This is a genomic window from Tenacibaculum sp. TB-53, assembly GCF_059716285.2.
Genome location: NZ_CM202790.1, coordinates 2,164,545 through 2,185,168, shown reverse-complemented (window position 1 = coordinate 2,185,168; position 20,624 = coordinate 2,164,545). Strand labels below are relative to the sequence as shown.

The following is a 20,624-nucleotide window of genomic DNA, read 5'->3' as shown; positions in this document are numbered from 1 at the left end:
AGAAAAAACTACTTTCTAAGAGTTAAATATTGTTAAACTTATTTCTGCCTGAAATAAATACTAATAGGTACTCCATTAAAGTTGTAATGTTCGCGTAACTGATTTTCAATATAACGCTTGTAAGGATCTCTAATATACTGAGGTAAATTAGCAAAGAAAGCAAACTGTGGTGTATGCGTCGGTAATTGCATACAGTACTTTATTTTTATGAATTTACCTTTTGTTGCTGGAGGAGGATTATGCTCCATAATTTCTAACATCGTTTCGTTTAACTTACTTGTTTGAATACGACGTTTTCTATTTTCAAAAACTTCAACAGCAGTTTCAATAGCTTTAAAAATACGTTGTTTTGTTAATGCTGAAATAAATACGATAGGAACATCGGTAAAAGGAGCAATTGCTTGACGAATTTTAGCTTCAAAATCACGCATAGTATTGGTTTCTTTTTCAACTAAATCCCATTTGTTTACTAAAATGACAATACCTTTTCTGTTTTTCTCAGCTAACCAAAATATCTTTTCATCTTGTCCTTCAAATCCACGAGTTGCATCAATAACTAATACGGCAACATCACAATGTTCAACAGCACGTACAGCACGCATTACTGAATAGAACTCTAAATCTTCTTTTACTTTTGATTTTTTTCTAATTCCAGCGGTATCAACTAGGTTGAATTCAAAACCAAAACGATTATATTTTGTATCGATAGAATCTCGTGTAGTACCTGCAATATTGGTTACAATATTTCTGTCTTCTCCAATTAAAGCATTAATAAACGATGATTTTCCTGCGTTTGGACGTCCAACTACAGCAAAACGAGGCAATTCGTCTTGTTTTTCTTCATCTTCTTCAGGTTCAGGAATTTCTTCTGCAATAGCGTCCAATAACTCTCCTGTTCCGCTTCCGTTAATGGAAGAAATAGTGTAATAGTCTCCTAATCCAAGGTTGTAAAACTCAACAGCATCAGCATCACGCATTGCATTGTCAACTTTGTTTACAGCCATAAATAATGGTTTTTCAACCTGACGTAAAATTTTGGCAACCTCAGCATCCATAGGGGTAATACCTTGTTCAACATCAACTACAAAAACAATAATATCAGCTTCATCAATAGCTAACTGAACTTGTTTACGTATTTCTCCTTCAAAAATATCATCAGATCCAACAATATAACCACCAGTATCAATTACAGAAAATTCTTTTCCGTTCCATTCAGATTTTCCGTAGTGACGATCTCTTGTAACTCCACTAACAGAATCAACAATAGCTTCACGACGTTTTACTAATCGGTTAAATAAAGTGGATTTACCTACATTTGGTCTTCCTACAATCGCAATAATACTCATTTTGCAAAAAATTTGTGCAAAGATACAATTTAGTATATGATTTGTAATGTTTTTTAGATAGTATATAGTTTTTGCTATATTGTTGGCACCTAATATTTTATTTAATGGATGATAAATTATACAACCAGATTTTTTTAAAACCTCGTTTTCAATTAGAGTATGAAATAAATTCTCAGGTTTTGTTAGAAGAAATAAAGAAGCATTTAAACGATGTTTCTAAGTACAAAATGAAGGTTGTAGATAATCATGTGGTTATTGATGTACCTGAGAAGGAATCACATTTATGGTCACCGCAATTGCATATTGAAATAGAAGAGGTTTCAGAAACTTCATCAAATATAAAAGGTTTGTTTGGTCCCAAACCTCAAGTGTGGACTTTTTTCATGTTTTTACACTTTTTGGTGGGAACAGCTTTTGTGATTTTTGCCATTATAGCTTACAGCAATTGGACGTTAAAAAAAATAACGATGCTGCCTATAGTAATGCTGGTTGTTTTACCTATTGTATGGGTTGCTTTATACTTGTTAGGAAGCCTAGGGAAATCAACAGGAAAAAAACAAATGGATGAATTGAAAGAGTATACGAAACAGTTATTACGAACAATAAAAAGAGGCTAGTCTTTGTATCCAAATCGTTTTAATTGACGTTCGTTAGAGCGCCAGTTTTTATTGATTTTTACATGTAAATCTAAGAAAACCTTTTTATCAAAAAATTGCTGAAGGTCTTTGCGGGCTTCAGTTCCAACACGTTTGATTGCACTTCCTTTGTGTCCGATAATAATTCCTTTTTGTGTTTCACGTTCTACCATAATAACAGAACGGATCTTTATAATATTATCTTCTTCAACAAAGCTTTCAGTTTCAACTTCTACAGAATAAGGGATTTCCTTTTTATAATGTTGAAGAATTTTTTCACGAATTTTTTCATTCACAAAAAAGCGTTCAGGTTTATCGGTTAACTGATCTTTTGGGTAAAAAGGAGGAGAGTCTGGTAAAAGCTCAATAATTTTATAAAAAACGGTATCTACATTAAAGTTTTCAAGAGCAGAAATTACATACACAAAAGAATTTGGAACCTTCTTTTTCCAGTATTCAATTTTAGCTTCAACCTCTTCTTGAGTTGATTTATCAACTTTGTTTAACAGCAAAATTACTGGAATTTTGCTATTAATTATTTTGTTGAAAAAAGCTTCGTTTTTAAGAGCTGTTTCACCAACTTCTACCATGTAAATAAGAACATCGGCATCTTCAAAGGCAGATTTTACAAAATCCATCATAGATTCTTGCAACTCATAAGCTGGTTTTATGATTCCTGGAGTATCCGAAAAAACAATTTGATAATCGTCTCCATTAACAATCCCCAAAATACGATGTCTAGTAGTTTGCGCTTTTGAAGTGATGATAGATAGTTTTTCACCAACTAGTGCGTTCATCAAGGTAGATTTCCCAACATTTGGGTTTCCAATAATATTTACAAATCCTGCTTTATGTGTCATGATGCAAAGATAGGTTGTTTTGTGTAAGAAGTATTTATTTTTTACATGCTTGTTATTTAAAGGGATATATTTATATGAAAAATAAATGCTTTTTTATTTGGGCAGAACAAGAAAAAGGATGTATATTTGCAACCGCAAATCGCGGGATAGAGCAGTAGGTAGCTCGTCGGGCTCATAACCCGAAGGTCACAGGTTCGAGTCCTGTTCCCGCTACTAAGCAAAGGTTTTCAATTAAATTGAAAACCTTTTTTTTATGGTTAAAAATTCATGTTGGCATGTTTTATTTTAATATTTAAACACAATTCTTAGTAAGCCTAAACCCATCTCAATTTGTTCTCATTTGATTATGTTTTACTGAATTGTATTGATAATAGTGTTGATTTTTTTGTTTTATGATTTGAGTGTAACCAAGTAATAACCATCTTTTATTATATTTTATTAAGAGAAATGTTGATTTTCTGTTTAGTTTGTTAGGATGTAGTTCCATCTTTAGAATGAAAGTAAGGATTATTTGCTTTTTATTTGGATAGTACAAAGAAAAAGATGTATATTTGCAACCGCAAATCGCGGGATAGAGCAGTAGGTAGCTCGTCGGGCTCATAACCCGAAGGTCACAGGTTCGAGTCCTGTTCCCGCTACTAAGCAAAGGTTTTCAATTTAATTGAAAACCTTTTTTGTTTTGTGCTTAGTTGTTAATGTTAAACTTTTTTTAATCTTTTGTTTTTTAGCAAATAAAGGCGTTACATTTACAAGTTTAAGATAATGCAACTAAAATAAAACAATGAAAAAATTATTTTTAATTCTATTATTGGCTGTTTGTACTACTACATTTGCCCAAGTGCACGATCCAGTAAAGTGGAGTACTTCAGTAAAAAAGATATCAGATAAAGAAGCAGAGTTAGTAGCTACCGCAACAATTCAAAAAGATTGGCATTTGTATTCACAAGAGATTCCAAAAGGAGGGCCAATTCCAACCTTATTTACTTTTGAGGGAGATACTAAATACTTGAAAAAAGGAAATACTAAAGAAGAAGCAGGACATGTAGTGGACGATCCAATCTTTGAAATGAAAATTAAATATTTCGATACTAAAGCTACTTTTACTCAGAGAATCCGTTTAAAAACTACAGAAAAGTTTACAGTTAAAGGAGTGGTAGAGTATATGGTGTGTACAGGAATGAACTGTTTACCTCCAAAAGAAGTAGAATTAACTTTTAATGTAAATTAATCCTTTTTCCCCAAAGATGATGAAAAAAATACTAGCATTTTTGCTTTGTTTTACTGTTGGGTTTTCGGCAATGAGCCAAATTCACAATCCAATAGAATGGAAAACGAGTGTAGAGAAAATTTCTGAAACAACATATGACTTAGTAAGTACTGCGACAATACAAGGAAGTTGGCATTTGTATGCACAACAAGTTCCTAGTGGAGGGCCTATTCCAACAACTTTTACGTATGATGATGATGGAGGGAAAATTAAAATTGTAGGAAATACTACAGAACCAGAAGGAGAAATTAAGTTTACCACACTTTTTGGTGAAGAAGGAATGAATATTAAATCCTTTGCAGACAAAGCAGTTTTTAAGCAGAAAGTAGAGTTGATTGATGCTAGTTTAACTCAAATAAACGCATTTGTAGAGTTTATTGCCTGTACAGATGAGATGTGCTTGCCTCCAAAAGAGGTAGATTTAGTGTTTGATTTAACTAAAGCGACAGCAGTTAAAGTTTCTTCAGATAACGTTAAAGAAACAAAAACAACAGATAAAGAAGCTTCAAAAGAAAGTGAAAAGGAAGAAAAGAAAGGTTTATGGGGAATTTTCTTCATTGCTTTTTTATCTGGGTTTGCAGCATTGTTAACTCCGTGTGTATTTCCTATGATACCGATGACAGTAAGCTTTTTCACAAAACAAAGCAAAAGTAAATCAGCAGGAATTCGAAATGCAATTATCTACGGAATATCTATTATAGGGATTTATGTATTATTAGGGTCGGTAGTAACTGCTGTTTTTGGAGCTGATGCTTTGAACGCATTATCAACGAACGTATGGTTTAATATAGTTTTCTTCTTAATCTTAGTGATTTTTGCTGTGTCTTTCTTAGGAGCTTTTGAAATTACTTTACCAAGTTCATGGGCAACTAAGGTAGATTCTCAAGCTGATAGAGGAGGGTTAATTGGAATTTTTTTTATGGCGTTAGCCTTGGCAATTGTATCCTTTTCGTGTACAGGACCAATCGTAGGTACTTTGTTAGTAGAAGCAGCTTCTAAAGGAGGAATAGCTCCTATTGTTGGAATGTTAGGGTTCTCTTCAGCTATTGCACTACCATTTGCCTTATTTGCAGCTTTTCCAGGATGGTTAAATTCATTGCCAAAATCAGGAGGATGGTTAAATACGGTGAAAGTAGTTTTAGGGTTCTTGGAATTAGCTTTAGCGTTTAAATTCTTATCAAACGCGGATTTGGTATTACAGTTACACTTATTAGAAAGAGAAGTATTCATCGCAATTTGGATAGCTATTTTTGGAGCTTTAGCTTTTTATCTATTTGGAAAAATACAATTACCACACGATAGTCCAATCAGTCATATTTCTGTAGGAAGATTAAGTTTAGGGTTGATTGTATTATCTTTTACCATTTATATGGTTCCAGGGTTATGGGGAGCACCGTTGAATTTAATCAGTGCATTTCCACCGCCACAACATTATAGTGAGTCACCTTACGGAGTAGGGTTTACAAAACAAGCAGTAGTAAGTTCAGGTAATCAGGAAAATGGACATGAGCGTTTGCCAGAAGGAGCACATTTAATGCCACCACATGATATTATGTCGTTTCATGATTATGATAAAGGATTAGCTTATGCTAAAAAAGTAGGAAAGCCAGTAATGTTAGATTTTACAGGACATGCTTGTGTAAATTGTAGAAAAATGGAACAAAACGTTTGGGTGAAACCAAAGGTTTTAGACGTGTTGAAAAACAAATTAGTTTTAATTTCTTTGTATGTAGATGATAAAAGACCATTAGAAGAAGACGAGGTGGTAGAATCAAAGTTAAACCCAGGAAAAAAACTAAAATATATTGGTCAAAAATGGAGTGAAATGCAAACTATTAAGTATAAAGCAAACTCACAACCATTTTATGTATTAATGAATCATGATGAATCAAATATAATAGACCCTATAGCATACACACCAGATGTAGATGAATATTATAACTGGCTTGAAAATGGGATTACTAATTTCAAAAAGTAATTAGAAATTATATCATAATTAAAAGGCACTTCAGAAAAATCTGAAGTGTTTTTTTGTTTAATTATATTGTGCTATAAACCTAGAAAACATTGTAAAGGGTTCTTTTACAGTAGCTGTTTTGAAATTATCTATAAAATTCGTACCTTTGTACGATATGGTAGATACTACACACGAGAAAAAAAATCAACGAGTTTTTACATTCAACTACCTTGTGTTCCGTAATCAATCGGACAAGTTTATCCCACCAGGGTTCTAATTTAAGTTTACAATAACTCCTCCTTTGTGAGAAGTTTCTCTAATATATTTAAAAACACTTTGTAGAACTATTTACCAGTTAAAAAATAGATTTATAAAATGTTTTTTTTGACCTTACGAGTATCCGTTTATAGATAATCGTACACTTTTCTAAAAAGTATTCCGCATTAAAAGACAAATACCAAAATAAATAGGTTTTGTATTTATTGCTATTTAAGTTTCAGTAGAAAAAACTAAAGAAACTTACAGTTATTACATACCTATTCTTTTTTATAAAAATCAAATTATGACAATAAAAACTTACGATGCATTTAATCGTATAACCCCTTTAGAAATAGAAAGAGTAACTAACTTTTTATACAAACACCTTGAAAAATATGGAGATGAAAAATCAGCAATTCGTAAAGCAATAGACTATGCAGCAAAAGAACGAACAGGATTAGGAGGATATGTTTTTACGATAGAAGATAAAGGTGAAATTATAGGTGCAGTGGTAATAAATAAAACTGGAATGGATGAGTATATCCCAGAAAACATTTTAGTCTACATAGCCACTCATAATGAATATAGAGGGAAAGGAGTAGGAAGAAAAATAATGACACATGCTATAGAAAACTGTAAAGGAGATATTGCTTTACATGTAGAAAAAGATAATCCAGCAAAGTTTTTGTACGAAAAGCTAGGATTTACCACTCCGTATTTAGAAATGAGACTAAAGAGATAATATGAGACAGTTAAAAATAACAAAACAAGTTACCAATAGAGAATCAAAATCTATTGAGAAGTACTTACAAGAAATTGGTAAGATTGATTTGATTACTGCAGATGAAGAGGTTGAGTTAGCTCAAAAAATCAAAACAGGTGACCAAAGAGCATTAGAAACTTTGGTAAATGCTAACTTACGTTTTGTAGTGTCGGTGGCAAAACAATATCAAAATCAAGGATTACGCCTTTCTGACTTAATTAATGAAGGAAATATAGGTTTGGTTAAAGCAGCAAGACGTTTTGATGAAACGCGTGGATTTAAGTTTATATCGTATGCCGTTTGGTGGATACGCCAGTCTATTTTACAGGCCTTAGCAGAACAATCTCGTGTGGTTCGTTTACCGTTAAATAAAATAGGAAGCATTAGTAAAATTAATAAAGCAGTTTCTAAGCTTGAACAAAGTAATGAACGAATGCCAACTCCAGAAGAAATAGCTAAAGTTTTAGATATGACTGTTTCAGATGTAAAACAGTCAATGAAAAACTCTGGAAGACATATTTCCATGGATGCACCTTTAAAAGAAGGAGAAACATCAAATTTATACGATGTAATGAAAGCTTCAGAAGCTCCTAAACCAGATAAAGATTTAATACAAGAATCTTTACAGTTGGAAATTAGTAGAAGTTTAGAAACATTATCTCCAAGAGAATCTGATATCATAAAGCTATTTTATGGTTTAGAAGATTACCGCCCTATGAGTTTAACTGAAATAGGAGAAACTTTTGACTTAACAAGGGAGCGCGTACGCCAAATTAAAGAAAAAGGACTTAGAAGACTCAAACAAAGATCGAGAACTAAAGTGTTACAAACTTATTTAGGCTAGTTTCGACTTTGTTTAATCCATAAAAAACAGAAATAATAATTTTAAAAAGATCTAAATATGTTAATAATACAAGTAAAAGAAGGTGAAAATATCGATAGAGCGATTAAACGCTACAGAAGAAAATATAGAAATACAAAAGTTTTACAAGAAATAAGAGATAGAAAAGAGTACACAAAACCATCTGTAAGCAGAAGGGAGCAATTAAAAAAGGCTCAGTATAAAGAGCAGTTTTTATTAGAGCAGGAAAAATAAGATATGGATATACATTTTATTGATCTATTAATATTTGTGTTATATCTAGTTTTTATGCTTGGAGTAGGAGTATACTTCATGAATAAAAACAAATCAAAAGACGATTACTATGTAGGGGGAAGAAACATGTCAGCAGGTCATATAGGACTCTCTGTTGTTGCAACGGATGTTGGAGGAGGTTTTTCTATTGGCTTAGGAGGTCTTGGTTTTTTAATGGGACTCTCCGGTAGCTGGATGCTTTTTACAGGGTTACTAGGTGCTTGGATAAGCGCCGTTTTTTTAATCCCTAAAGTATATCCAATAGCAAAAAAACATCATTTTCTAACGTTTCCAGAGTCATTAGCTTTTCACTACAATGCAAAAGTCGCTCTAATGGCAGGAATTATTTCGTTAATAGGGTACATAGGTTTTACAAGCTCACAAATTTTAGCAGGAGCAAAACTAGCATCCGCTACATTTCCTTCTATATCTATTACTAATGCAGTTTTAATTATGGGAGTCATTGCAGTGGTGTATACAGTTATTGGAGGAATAAAAGCTGTGATTTATACAGATACCATTCAGTGGATAATTCTAATGATAGGGCTAATAGGAATTGGAATTCCTATCGGTTATGCTGAAATAGGAGGATGGAATGGAATTAAAGAAATATTACCAGCCAGTTTTTTATCACTAACCAATGTTTCGTTTATTGATATGTTTAACTGGATAATCACAATAGTACCTATTTGGTTTGTTGGAATGACCTTATACCAACGAATTTATGCATGTAAAGATGAAAAAACTGCAAAAAAAGCATGGAAAATAGCGGGACTTTTTGAATATCCAATAATGGCATTTATGGGGGTTGCCTTAGGGTTATTTTCAAGAGTAGCCTATGAGCAAGGAATGTTCGCTAGTATAGGATATGCCCCAGGAGTAGAATTGGATGCAGAATTGGGACTTCCATTGTTGCTAAGAAGTATTTTACCAGTGGGTTTAATGGGATTAATGATGTCGGCTTATTTTTCGGCAATCATGTCTACAGCCGATAGTTGTTTAATGGCAGCTTCAGGAAACTTAACAACAGATATTTTTGGGTATTTCAAGAAAAGTATCAGTATAAAAAACTCACAATTAATAACTTTTTTAATAGGTGGCTTAGCTATTGTATTGGCAACAAAAATGCAAAATGTATTAGAGTTAATGCTGTATTCGTATGCCTTTATGGTATCAGGGTTGTTAGTTCCTGTTTTAGGAACATTATTACTGAGAAAACCATCACCAATTGCTGCTTTTTATGCAATGATTTCAGGAGGATTGATCACTTTACTATTAATTATTTTAGAGGTAAAATTACCTTTTGGTTTGGATGCAAATTTCTTCGGAATTACATTATCAGCTATTGTATTTTCAATAATTCAGTTAATTAATAATCCAAAATCATGGAAAGCCTAAAGGATACTTTAGAGAAGGTAAGAAAAGAATTACATAAGTTTCCTGAAGTTTCTGAAGAAGAATATGAAACTAAAAAAAGAATACAAACTTTTTTAGAGGAACACACATTTTGTGAGATACAACCAGTGGCTAAAACAGGTTTGTTAGCAATCTTCAATGGAAAAAAAGAGGGGAAAACAGTTATGCTAAGGACTGATATTGATGCGTTGCCTATTCAAGAAATAAATAGTTTCGAACATAAATCTGTAAATGAAGGAGTCTCTCATAAATGTGGACATGATGGGCATACAACTATTTTACTTGGAGTAGCAAAGCTTCTTACGGAAAAACCGTTGTCTAAAGGAAAAGTAGTATTACTTTTTCAACCTTCAGAAGAAAATGGAAGAGGAGCGCAGTCTATTTTAGAAGATACTTATTTTAAACAACTTAATATAGATTATGTTTTTGCACTACATAATTTACCAGGTTTTACCAAACAAGAAATAATTGTAAAAGAACATGAGTTTACTAGCAATGTAAAAAGTGTTATAATTACTTTGGAAGGAAAAACAGCACATGCAGCAGAGCCAGAAAAAGGCTACAACCCAGCTAATGCAATTGCTGAAATTCTTCATTTTGTAAGACAAGAAACAAAAAATATACCAGAAGATTCTGATTTCTTTTTAGCTACTCCCATATACGTAACAATGGGAGAAAAAGCCTATGGAGTATCAGCAGGATATGGAGAAGTACATCTTACATTAAGAAGTTGGAGTACGCGTTTAATGAAAGAAAAACAGAATAACCTAGAACAACTACTTCAAAAGCTTCAAGAAAAAGAAAAGTTAAGTATTAATACTTCTTGGTTTGAAGAGTTTTACGCAAATAAAAATAACAAAGAAGCTGTTGAGTATATAAAAAAGGTAGCGGAACAACTAAATTTATCAATTAACGAAATAAATACCCCATTTAAATGGGGCGAAGATTTCGGGTTGTTTACACAACAATATAAAGGAGCTATGTTTGGACTAGGAGCTGGGAAAAACACTCCTGCACTACATAATCCAGATTATGATTTTCCTGATGATATAACATTAACAGGAGCACAATTATTTTATAATATTTTAAAAGAAGTTCAACAATAATGACTCATACATCTTATTTAGAATTATCTGAATCAGCAATAAAAAATAACATCAATTTTATACGTGAAATAATAGGAGATACTACTATTTTTTCATCTGTAGTAAAAGGAAATGCTTACGGTCATGGAATTAAAACCTATTGTATGTTGGCATACAAATACGGAGTAAGACATTTTAGCGTTTCTGATGCGAATGAGGCTTTTGATATAAAAAAAACACTACCTTATGAAGATGTAACCATTATGATAATGGGAATGATTGAAAATAGCCAGTTACCATGGGCAATTGAAAATGAGATAGAGTTTTTTGTTTTTGAAGAAAATAGACTACAAAAAGCGATAGAAGCGGCAAAAAAAGTAAAAAGAAGAGCTAAAATTCATTTAGAAATCGAAACAGGAATGAACAGAACAGGCTTTGTTCCAAAAGAAACAACAAGAGTTCTTAAATATATTGAGACACATAAAGAGTTTGTTGATGTTAAAGGAATTTGTTCTCATTTAGCAGGAGCAGAAAGTATATCAAATTACAAGAGAATAACCGATCAAAAGAAAAAATTTAAAAATGTAAGAAAGAGAGTAAAAGAACTTGATTTATTCAATCCAAATTACCATTTAGCAAGCTCAGCAGCTACAATTCGATACCCAACAACAAGGTTAGATTTGGTAAGAGTTGGTATCTTACAGTTTGGATTTTTTCCAACAAAAGAGATATTGGTTCATTATTTAACCAAAGAAAAAATTGTAGAAAATCCGTTAAAAAGAATCATATCTTGGAAAACAGAAGTTATGGATGTTAAAACGATAAAGGCTGGTCAGTTTATTGGCTATGGTACATCATACTTTACAAACCAAGAAACCAAAATAGCAATTATACCAGTTGGATATTCTTCAGGATATAGCCGTTCTCTTAGTAATAAAGGAAAAGTTTTAATAAGAGGACAACGACATAAAATAGTAGGAACCATTAATATGAATATGATGGCAGTAGATATAACACATGCCGATACTATTGAAAAAGGAGATGAAGTTGTATTAATTGGAAGTCAAGGTGATGTTGAAATAACTGTTTCATCATTCAATGATTCAATACAAATAATTAATTATGAATTATTAACACGACTTCCTGAGAATTTACCAAGAATAATAACAAAATAATTATGGCAGAATTAATTATATATTCTGAAAGAATAAAAGATAACATAAAAAAACTAAGTAATTTCTTTGAAAAAAATCATATCGAATGGAGCTTGGTAACAAAAGTTTTCTCGGGAGATAAAACATTTTTAAAAGCAATTTTAACTCCGGATGTAACTGAAAAAATAAACTCGATTGGAGATTCTAGATTAACAAGTTTAAGAAACTTAAGAGAGGTGAATCCAGATTTACGTACTATTTACATAAAACCCCCAGCAAATATTTATGCAGATGATGTGGTAGAGTACGCAGATATTTCTTTAAACAGCTCTTTATCTACTATAGAGTCACTTAATGAAGCAGCGAAGAAGAAAAATAAAATTCATAAAATTATTATCATGATTGAAATGGGTGAGTTAAGAGAAGGAGTAAAAAGAGATGATATTTTAGGGTTTTATGAAAAAGTATTCAATCTACCGAATATTGAAGTAATAGGTATAGGTTCAAATTTAGGATGTATGTACGGAGTAGAGCCTACTTATGATAAGCTATTGCAATTATCGTTATATAAAGAATTAATATCGGCTAAATTTAATAAGGATTTAAAATATGTGTCAGGCGGTACATCAATTACGTTACCATTGGTGGAAAATGGAGTCGCTCCTAAAGATATAAACCATTTTAGAATTGGAGAAGCTGCATTCTTTGGAGTAAGTCCGTTAGAGAATAAGCAGTTTAAAGATTTGCATACAGAAACATTTGAGTTTTATGCTAATGTAATAGAGTTGGAAAAGAAAAAAATAGTTCCCGATGGCATTATAAGTGAAGCAAGTATTGGACATACATCTACTTATGATGAAAACGATGTACAAGAAACATCGTACAAGGCAATTTTAGATTTTGGTTTATTAGATGTAGATAAAAATGATATTGAAGTTGAGGATAAAAGTATATCTTTTGTGGGAATTACTTCTGATATGTTAGTAATTGATGTTGGGTTGAATAAAAATGAAGCAGGAGATACAAAATATAAAGTAGGTGATAAAGTAAAGTTTACACTTAGCTATATGGGGGTAGCAAGATTGTTAAGTTCTAAATTTATAGATAAAGTTTATGTATAAAATAAAGATATCTACCCTCTACTTTTTTAGGGGGTAGATAGTAATGGTATTACCTAACCATGCTTGTAATTTATCATACATGATTTTTTGTTTTTCGTCAGAAAAATGTCTTATTCTAGTAGCATGATTTGCATTAGGTAATACCATTTTTAAGGCATCAACCTCTTTTTTAGGTATAGGAGCACAAGCGTACCAAGGATCATTTTCGCCGTAAATGTATAAAATTCGATTCCCTTTATTTTCTACATAATTGCGCACTTTTTTTATATAATTTGGGTTGTAGCTTATATCAATATTTTTAGGAGCGAAACGCTTATTAGAACTACTGGTAACCACTTGAAGCAAATCTTTAACAGGTGTTAAGTCATATCCATAATACCCTAATTCTGTCATATGTTGATAAAAGGAAGGAAGGTAATAGTTATATCCCCAATCACTATAAACAGTAATATCAGAGTTCTTTATTAAAAAGTTAAATAATACGTTGATATCATCATTGTTCTCAGGTATTTTATCACACTTGCCATCTCCCCATTGCCAAAAAGAAAAAGGAAATTCTAATACAGCATATTCTAAAACTTCATTAAAAGGAACTTCATTAAAAGTAATCTCATTAGTCGTAGCATATTCTTTTAGTAATGGAATTATATCGCTTCTTTTATGTAAAATAGCACGTTGAAATGTTTTAATTCTATCTCTACAAGTTTCATTCTTAATAGTATTTATGAAATCGTTAGTTCTAATATCTTCTGTACCGTTTATTAAAGGAGCTACGTAAGGCACAGTTACATCAATATCATTAGGAAAATTATATTTATAAATTAATGCAGTTTCTCCTCCTTTACTAATACCCGTAGAAATCCATTTATTCTTGTACAAAGATTTTAACTTCTCAACAATAAAGTGATAATCGTTTGTGGCATTATCATTTGTTAGATATTTCCAAGGAATTTCATCAGGTCTAGATTTTCCGTACATTCTGTATTCTACAATAACTTGATTACCCTTAAAAATCTTGCTTAATTCGGTAGTTCTATTATGGGAAGCATACCCATCTGTAACCAAAATAGTAGGGTTATTATAGTCACTATGTGATATGTAAATATATTGCTTAAAAGTACCTTCTTCCGGATGTTTATGATCCAAAAATTGATTTAAAATAACTTGATAAGACTCTATAAAATGATCTTCAGTTTTTATAGTATTAATTTTAGCATTAGGAAAAACTTCTTGTAGTTTACTTTTAAAAGATTTATTATTATTTGTGTTACATGAAAGTAAAACAGTAATAATAAAAGTAAAAAGAAAAGTAGGAATTAACTTCATAAAATAATTTTGTATAAAATTATAGGCTTTCATTTTTTTAAATTGATACTATTTTATCTAACAGTGTGCAAATATTAAGTAGTTTAAGGGTAGATTCTATCGCAAGATTTTAAAAAACGTACATTTAGCTATGGAACAAATTGTACAAATTAATAATCAGTTTATAGAAAGTAATACATCTTTTCAAGAGTTAATAAATGAACTTAAAAAAGCATTTTCGGACAACAAGGTACAAGTACCTTTAAGGCACCATCATGATTTTACAAATCCTAAAGCAACTCAAGATTCAACCTTACTTTTAATGCCTGCTTGGAACCCAGGAAAAACAGCAGGAATAAAAATAGTTACCGTTAGTCCAGAGAATCATCAATTTAACTTACCAGCTATTCATGGAACATATATTTTGTTAAATTCTGTAAACGGAACTATTAAAGCAATTTTAGATGCTAAAAGCTTAACAGCAAAAAGAACCGCGGCTGCTTCTGCTTTAGCATCTTCTTTTTTATCAAGAAAGAACGCAGATTCATTATTAATGATAGGTACAGGAGCTTTAGCTACTAATTTAATAAAAGCGCATTGCACAGTTAGACCAATAAAAAAGGTATATGTTTGGGGAAGAAACTATGAAAAAGCGAAAAAAATAGCAAAGCAGTGTAATAGTAATATTGTAAAAGTAGTACCAGTAGAGACAATAGAATAAAAAATAAAGGAAGTAGCGATTATATCTTCAGCAACATTATCTAAAATGCCATTAATTAATGGTGATTTATTACAAAAAGGGCAACATATAGATCTTGTAGGAGCTTACAAAAAAGACATGAGAGAAGCTGACAACTCAGCTATACTTAAATCAACAGTTTTTGTGGATACTTTTCAAGGAGGGCTTAAAGAGAGTGGAGATATTGTAATTCCATTAAACCAAGGGATAATAGAAGAAAAAGATATTAAAGCAGATTTATTTAGGCTGTGTGCTAATAACATTTTAGCTAGGACATCAGAAGAAGAAATTACACTTTTTAAATCAGTAGGTCATGCTTTAGAAGATTTAATAGCGGCAAATTATTATTATAAACAATACATATAATGAATAGGAGTAAAACATATAAAAATATTATACAAAAAACAACATTTACTATTCCCAAAGATTGGATACAGATAGAAACTATCGACATGCATACTGGGGGAGAACCGTTACGAGTAATAATAAAAGGATTTCCAGACTTAGAAGGGAAATCAGTTTTAGATTATAGACGATTTTGTAAAGAAAATTATGATTATTTACGAACAGCTTTAATGTTTGAACCAAGAGGACATGCAGATATGTATGGATGTATTTTATTGCCTCCAAATGATGATGAAGGAGATTTTGGTATTATTTTTTTGCATAATGAAGGGTACTCAACTATGTGTGGTCATGCCATTATTGCAGTCTCTACTCTTGCAATACACATGAAATGGATAGAGGTTGTAGAAGGAGAGAATATATTGAAAATAGATGCCCCTTGTGGTAGAATTGTTTCTTATACAGAGGTGAAAAACAATGAAGTAATAGGTGTAAAATTTCATTGTGTACCTAGTTTTGTTGTTGGCTTAGACCGTACAGTAAATGTAAAAGGGCTAGGAGAAGTTACATATGATTTAGCTTATGGTGGAGCTTTTTATGCATATGTAGACATGTGTAAAAATAACTTTGATTTTGATTTATCTGCAAAAAACTATAGAAATTTAATAAACGCAGGAATGGCTATTAAAAATGAAGTAATGTTGCAAGACAAAGAAATTTTACACCCTTTTGAGGATGATTTAAGCTTTTTATACGGAACTATATTTATTGATAATACTAAACAAATGTCTGGTAATGATAGTAAAAATGTATGTGTTTTTGCAGAAGGAGAAGTAGATAGGTGCCCTACAGGATCAGGTGTTTCAGGGCGAATGGCAATTCACAAAGCAAGAAAAGAAATAGATTTTAATCAAGTAATGAGTATTGAAAGTATTACAGGTTCTACTTTCAAAGGTTCTGTAATCTCCGAAGAAAATTATGGAGCATTTAAAGCTGTAATTCCTCAAGTTGAGGGAACCGCATATATAACAGCCGTACAAACTTTTATAATAGACCCAAAAGATCCAATGAAAAAAGGGTTTATACTTCGATAAACCCCAAAATATTAATTAATTTTTGTGCATTTTTTAGCTAGCCAAATATTTTCTTCTTTAGTTAAGAAAGGAGAAAGTGTTTGGTAAACTTTACTATGGTAAGCATTTAACCAGTTTTTTTCATCAATAGTAAGTAAGTTTGCATTAATTAATGTGGTATCAATATAGCATAGTGTTAGTGGTTCAAACTCTAAAAAAATACCAAAACTAGAAGTTTTTTGTATTTTTGAAAGAACTATATTTTCTATCCTAATACCGAATTCTCCAGAAATATATAATCCTGGTTCAATAGTTGTTAGTTGGTTTTCAAAATGTGAACTTGTACCTCTTTCAGTTACTGTAGTGCTAGCAAATCCTTGGTCAGGTTCGTGTACCATACCAAAACTACCAATACCATGTCCTGTTCCATGTGGGTAATCTAATCCATTTTTCCATAATGGAGCTCTAGCAAAAGCATCTAATTGTACTCCTGTTGTTCCTCTAGGAAAAACAAGTTGTTCAAGTCCAATATAACCTTTTAGAACAGCTGTGTATGCTGTTGTTATTTTTTTACAAGGTGTGCCTCCAAGCCAAATAGTTCTGGTAATATCAGTAGTTCCATCTTCATATTGGGCACCACTATCTAACAATAAAATATTTTCATTTTTTACAAGCAAACAATTGTCTTTAGTAGCAGTGTAGTGAATGATGGCTCCATTTTTTTTATAGCCTACAATTGTAGCAAATGACTCACCTTTATATAAATCTTGTTGTTGCCTAAAATAATTAAGTTTTTGTCCTATTTCATATTCAGAAACAACATTTTTACAGAGTTTTTTTTCAAGCCAAATAAAAAACTTAGTTAAAGCAACTCCATCTTTAATCATACACTTTTTGGAACCTTCAATCTCAGTAATATTTTTAACTGATTTAAGAGTTTTAGCATAAGATTTTTCAGAAATAAGGGTTCCTTTTAAATTAACAAAAGACTCATAATTTAAAGTAGAAAAGTCAACAATGGTTTTTTTATTATAAGTTATTTCAGACAGATAAGTTATGACTTCATCATAGTTTTTTATAAAAACATTATTAGCGTCAAAATCATTAATAACTGGGGGTGTAAATCTCTTTTTATCACAAAAAAAATAAATATCTTGTTTACCTATAAGAGCATAAGCTGTAACCAAAGGGGTATAGTCGACATCACTAGAACGAATGTTAAATAACCAGGCAATCTCATCTAATGATGAGAAGAAATAAAAATCTACATTTTTATCTTTTAACCTTTCCTGAATTTTTCTAATTTTAGATAAAGTTGAAGCTCCACTGTATTTAATTGAATGATGGTAAATAGGTGTATTAGGTAAACTAGGCCTATTTATCCATATATTTTTTGCAAAATTAGGTTGATTTTTAAGTTGTATGTTTTTTAAAGTTGTATGTGATGTTAAATAATTTATTTGTGATATGGAAAACAACCTAAAGTCTAAGCCAATACAAGTTTCTGTATTCAGTAAATTACATAACCAAGCTACATGTTCTGGAGCATGAGGAATAGATTGTTTATGTAGTTGTACTTCAGAAGTGTTACACTCTTCTTCAAACTGTAAAAAATATCGAGAATCAGTCCATAAAGCAGCTCTATCTTTTGTGACAATTAGAGTTCCAGCAGACCCTGTGAAACCAGAAAAGTATTCACGAAGTTTCCAATGATCAGCCACATATTCCGATTGATGAGGGTCAGTTGATGGAATTATAAAGGCATCAATCTTTTGAATAGACATGAAGTCACGTAAAGCTTTTAATCTTTCATTAATCATAATAGCTTTTTTAAGAAAAACGTTCAATGTTAAACGGTTTTATATCTAAACTTGTTTTTTTATTACTTATGATTTCAGAAACTAATTTACCCGTTGCTGGACCTAGACTCCATCCCATCATCGCATGACCAGTAGCTACTGTCACATTTTTAATTTTTGAGAGTTTACCAATATATGGTAACCCATCTGGAGAGCAAGGTCTGAGTCCACTTTCTACATTATCAATGTCTTTTTTTGTAATTTGTAAATTGTCATAATATTGTTTAGCGGCTTGAGTAATTGTATGTACTCTTTTTAGGTTTATTTTATTGTTAATACCAGCAATTTCCATGGTGCCACCAAAACGAGTAAAACCATTCATAGGTGTTACAGCTACTTTTGCCTCAGTTAATATAGCAGGAATTGTAATACCCGTATTCTCTTTTACATTAACCCGATAGCCTTTACCTGCTTGAATAGGAATATTAATACCAAGTTTTTTAGCTATTCTTTGTGTCCATGAGCCAGTTGCTAATATAAATTCATCTGCAGTAATTGTATCATTAAGAGTATTGATATATTGTATTTTATTGTTTTTGATATGAAAATCAGTAACCTGTTCGTTAGCTAAAAAAGTTACATTATTTTGTGTTAAATATAGCTTTAACTGGTTCATGTACTCATTAGGTGTCATGTGAGCATCTGAATGATAGTAGATAGAACCTTTAATATTTAGTTTAATATTAGGCTCTAATTTTTGAGTTTGTTCTTTAGTTAAATGTTCTACTTTTAACCCTTCTTTTATGCCTAATTTTCCTATATTCCACTCTTCTTCCCCCATTTTATCAGTTTTATAATGCATTAATAAACCTTTATGTTGATAATGAAAATCAAAATCATTAGAAGTTTTAATTTCCTCATAAAGCTCTTTACTAAATACATTAATATTTTTGATAATAGGAATAGAAGTTGCAACTTTTTTATGTGTAGCAGATTTTTTAAATAACCATGCCCATTGAAAAAAGTCATAATCTAACTGAGGTTTAATAGAAAAAGGACTTGTAGAGCTAAACATCCATTTAATACCTTTATTAATAATGCCTGGTGCGGCTAGTGAAATAATATGACTAGGTGTTATAATACCTGCATTAACATAGGAAGCACCCGAAGAAAAGTTAGATTTATCTATAACAGTTACCTTATGACCTTCTTTTTGAAGGAAATACGCAGTAGATAAACCTATAATTCCTCCACCAATTATAATACAATCTTTCAATAATGTAACGTTTTAATTGTTTATTAATTGTTTTTTACCAATAACCTAAAATTAATGATTTAAATAACTTGAAAACCATAAGCATATGGGTCATCTTTATCATCTATTATAATGTTATTATACCCATATACTTTTGCCCATCCTTGTATACTGGGAATAATAGCTGGTTTACCGTTTAAAGTTGTTTCTTTTTCTACACGACCAATAAACTTACTACCTATAAAGCTCTCATGTATAAAGTCTTCTTCAATTTGTAATTTTCCCTTTGTAAATAATTGAGCTAATCTAGCAGATGTACCAGTACCACAAGGGCTTCTGTCAATTGCTTTATCACCATAAAATACAGCATTTCTTCCTGATGAGCTTGGGTTTATTGGATCACCTGTCCATAGCATATGTGTAACGTCTCTAATAGTTTTATTCTCTGGATGAATAAACATGTCAGGATATTTTTCATTTATTCGATTTCGAACAACTTGAGAGTATTGAATAATTTTAGATGCTGTAAAATTGTGTACACCCGAAAAGTTTTTTTGAGGATCTACAATTGCATAATAATTTCCACCATAAGCTACATCGAAAGTAATTTCTCCTAAATCTGGACAATCTACTGTGAGTTCTTCAGCTGCTAAATAACTTTTTACATTTGTCAAACGAACCCAATCTACTTTTTTTCCGGTTTGCTGATATTCAATTTCAACTAAGCCAGCAGGAGCTTCCATTCTAATCTTTCCTGGAACTTTAGGTGTAACTAAGCCTTCTTCAATTGCTATAGTGATTGTTCCAATTGTTCCGTGACCACACATGGGTAAACATCCAGAAGTTTCAATAAATAAAATAGCAAAATCATTTTTTGGGTTGTGAGGAGGAAACAAGATAGAGCCACTCATCATATCATGACCACGAGGTTCAAACATTAAACCTTTACGAATCCAATCATACTCTCTAAGGAAGTGTTGACGTTTTTCGCTCATGTTGGCTCCTATTAAGTTAGGACCACCTCCTGCAACAACTCTCACAGGATTACCACAAGTGTGTGCATCTACACAAAAAAAAGTTTTTTTCATCTTAAATTGAATTGCCAGCTTGT

Annotated in this window: 17 protein-coding genes, 2 tRNA genes and 1 pseudogene; 14 read left to right on the top strand and 6 right to left on the bottom strand. The window is 31.4% G+C overall.

Annotated features, from left to right (window positions below; genetic code table 11):
* Nucleotides 1-38: 38 nt before the first annotated feature.
* Nucleotides 39-1,346: a ribosome biogenesis GTPase Der gene (der, locus tag AC3VJB_RS09990; protein ID WP_125065875.1), complete on the bottom strand. Its 1,308-nt coding sequence runs from the start codon at nt 1,344-1,346 to the stop codon at nt 39-41.
* 104 nt (nt 1,347-1,450) lie between these two features.
* Between der and AC3VJB_RS09985 the strand changes: the two genes are divergently transcribed.
* A complete protein-coding gene (locus tag AC3VJB_RS09985; RefSeq protein ID WP_047790734.1) occupies nt 1,451-1,963 on the top strand; it encodes an ABC transporter ATP-binding protein in 513 nt (170 codons plus the stop codon).
* Here AC3VJB_RS09985 and era read toward each other — a convergent pair.
* Entirely contained in the window at nt 1,960-2,841 is an 882-nt protein-coding gene (gene era, locus AC3VJB_RS09980) for a GTPase Era (RefSeq protein ID WP_073181948.1), read from the bottom strand. The two genes, AC3VJB_RS09985 and era, sit on opposite strands and share 4 nt — an antisense overlap.
* A 140-nt stretch (nt 2,842-2,981) precedes the next feature.
* Here era and AC3VJB_RS09975 point away from each other — a divergent pair.
* From AC3VJB_RS09975 to AC3VJB_RS09925, 11 genes are all read left to right on the top strand, one after another.
* A tRNA-Met gene (locus tag AC3VJB_RS09975) sits at nt 2,982-3,054 on the top strand.
* Nucleotides 3,055-3,406: 352 nt separating this feature from the next.
* Nucleotides 3,407-3,479 (top strand) — tRNA-Met (locus tag AC3VJB_RS09970).
* A gap of 143 nt (nt 3,480-3,622) precedes the next feature.
* Nucleotides 3,623-4,069 (top strand): protein-disulfide reductase DsbD domain-containing protein, encoded by a 447-nt coding sequence (locus AC3VJB_RS09965; protein ID WP_047788654.1) that lies wholly within the window; start codon nt 3,623-3,625, stop codon nt 4,067-4,069.
* A gap of 19 nt (nt 4,070-4,088) precedes the next feature.
* Nucleotides 4,089-6,086, top strand: a complete 1,998-nt coding sequence (locus tag AC3VJB_RS09960) for a protein-disulfide reductase DsbD family protein (protein ID WP_497667316.1) — start codon at nt 4,089-4,091, stop codon at nt 6,084-6,086.
* A 541-nt stretch (nt 6,087-6,627) separates the two neighbouring features.
* Nucleotides 6,628-7,065, top strand: coding sequence for a GNAT family N-acetyltransferase (locus AC3VJB_RS09955; protein ID WP_083574767.1), 438 nt, complete (start codon nt 6,628-6,630; stop codon nt 7,063-7,065).
* A gap of 1 nt (nt 7,066) precedes the next feature.
* Nucleotides 7,067-7,930 carry a sigma-70 family RNA polymerase sigma factor gene (locus AC3VJB_RS09950; RefSeq protein ID WP_497667084.1) on the top strand — a complete coding sequence of 288 codons (864 nt, stop codon included), beginning with the start codon at nt 7,067-7,069 and terminating at the stop codon, nt 7,928-7,930.
* Between the two features lie 57 nt (nt 7,931-7,987).
* Nucleotides 7,988-8,182, top strand: a complete 195-nt coding sequence (gene rpsU / locus AC3VJB_RS09945; protein WP_073181894.1) for a 30S ribosomal protein S21 — start codon at nt 7,988-7,990, stop codon at nt 8,180-8,182.
* A gap of 3 nt (nt 8,183-8,185) precedes the next feature.
* Nucleotides 8,186-9,619 carry a sodium:solute symporter family protein gene (locus AC3VJB_RS09940; RefSeq protein WP_520980973.1) on the top strand — a complete coding sequence of 478 codons (1,434 nt, stop codon included), beginning with the start codon at nt 8,186-8,188 and terminating at the stop codon, nt 9,617-9,619.
* Nucleotides 9,607-10,743: an amidohydrolase gene (locus AC3VJB_RS09935; protein ID WP_497667082.1), complete on the top strand. Its 1,137-nt coding sequence runs from the start codon at nt 9,607-9,609 to the stop codon at nt 10,741-10,743. Before AC3VJB_RS09940 ends, AC3VJB_RS09935 begins: the two co-directional genes overlap by 13 nt.
* Nucleotides 10,743-11,897, top strand: a complete 1,155-nt coding sequence (gene alr / locus AC3VJB_RS09930) for an alanine racemase (protein WP_173360548.1) — start codon at nt 10,743-10,745, stop codon at nt 11,895-11,897. The genes AC3VJB_RS09935 and alr overlap by 1 nt, the downstream gene beginning before the upstream one ends.
* 2 nt (nt 11,898-11,899) lie before the next feature.
* Nucleotides 11,900-12,997, top strand: a complete 1,098-nt coding sequence (locus tag AC3VJB_RS09925) for an alanine racemase (RefSeq protein ID WP_047788646.1) — start codon at nt 11,900-11,902, stop codon at nt 12,995-12,997.
* Nucleotides 12,998-13,015: 18 nt separating this feature from the next.
* On the opposite strand, the gene AC3VJB_RS09920 is transcribed toward AC3VJB_RS09925, so the two are convergent.
* Complete coding sequence (locus tag AC3VJB_RS09920; protein WP_073182689.1) at nt 13,016-14,323, bottom strand: S28 family serine protease; 1,308 nt, start codon at nt 14,321-14,323, stop codon at nt 13,016-13,018.
* A 130-nt stretch (nt 14,324-14,453) separates the two neighbouring features.
* Here AC3VJB_RS09920 and lhpI point away from each other — a divergent pair.
* Nucleotides 14,454-15,407 (top strand): annotated as a pseudogene (lhpI, locus tag AC3VJB_RS09915) (bifunctional Delta(1)-pyrroline-2-carboxylate/Delta(1)-piperideine-2-carboxylate reductase).
* On the top strand, nt 15,407-16,480 hold the full coding sequence (locus AC3VJB_RS09910) for a proline racemase family protein (protein WP_497667081.1): 1,074 nt from the start codon (nt 15,407-15,409) through the stop codon (nt 16,478-16,480). Before lhpI ends, AC3VJB_RS09910 begins: the two are co-directional and overlap by 1 nt.
* A gap of 11 nt (nt 16,481-16,491) precedes the next feature.
* Here the strand turns inward: AC3VJB_RS09910 and AC3VJB_RS09905 are convergent, their stop codons facing one another.
* Genes AC3VJB_RS09905 through AC3VJB_RS09895 form a run of 3 tightly spaced genes read right to left on the bottom strand, consistent with a single transcriptional unit; the run spans nt 16,492 to nt 20,601 of the window.
* Nucleotides 16,492-18,279 carry an aminopeptidase P family protein gene (locus AC3VJB_RS09905; protein WP_497667080.1) on the bottom strand — a complete coding sequence of 596 codons (1,788 nt, stop codon included), beginning with the start codon at nt 18,277-18,279 and terminating at the stop codon, nt 16,492-16,494.
* A gap of 10 nt (nt 18,280-18,289) precedes the next feature.
* Complete coding sequence (locus tag AC3VJB_RS09900) at nt 18,290-19,534, bottom strand: NAD(P)/FAD-dependent oxidoreductase (protein WP_462099313.1); 1,245 nt, start codon at nt 19,532-19,534, stop codon at nt 18,290-18,292.
* 59 nt (nt 19,535-19,593) lie between these two features.
* Nucleotides 19,594-20,601 carry a 4-hydroxyproline epimerase gene (locus tag AC3VJB_RS09895; protein ID WP_047788642.1) on the bottom strand — a complete coding sequence of 336 codons (1,008 nt, stop codon included), beginning with the start codon at nt 20,599-20,601 and terminating at the stop codon, nt 19,594-19,596.
* Nucleotides 20,602-20,624: the final 23 nt, after the last annotated feature.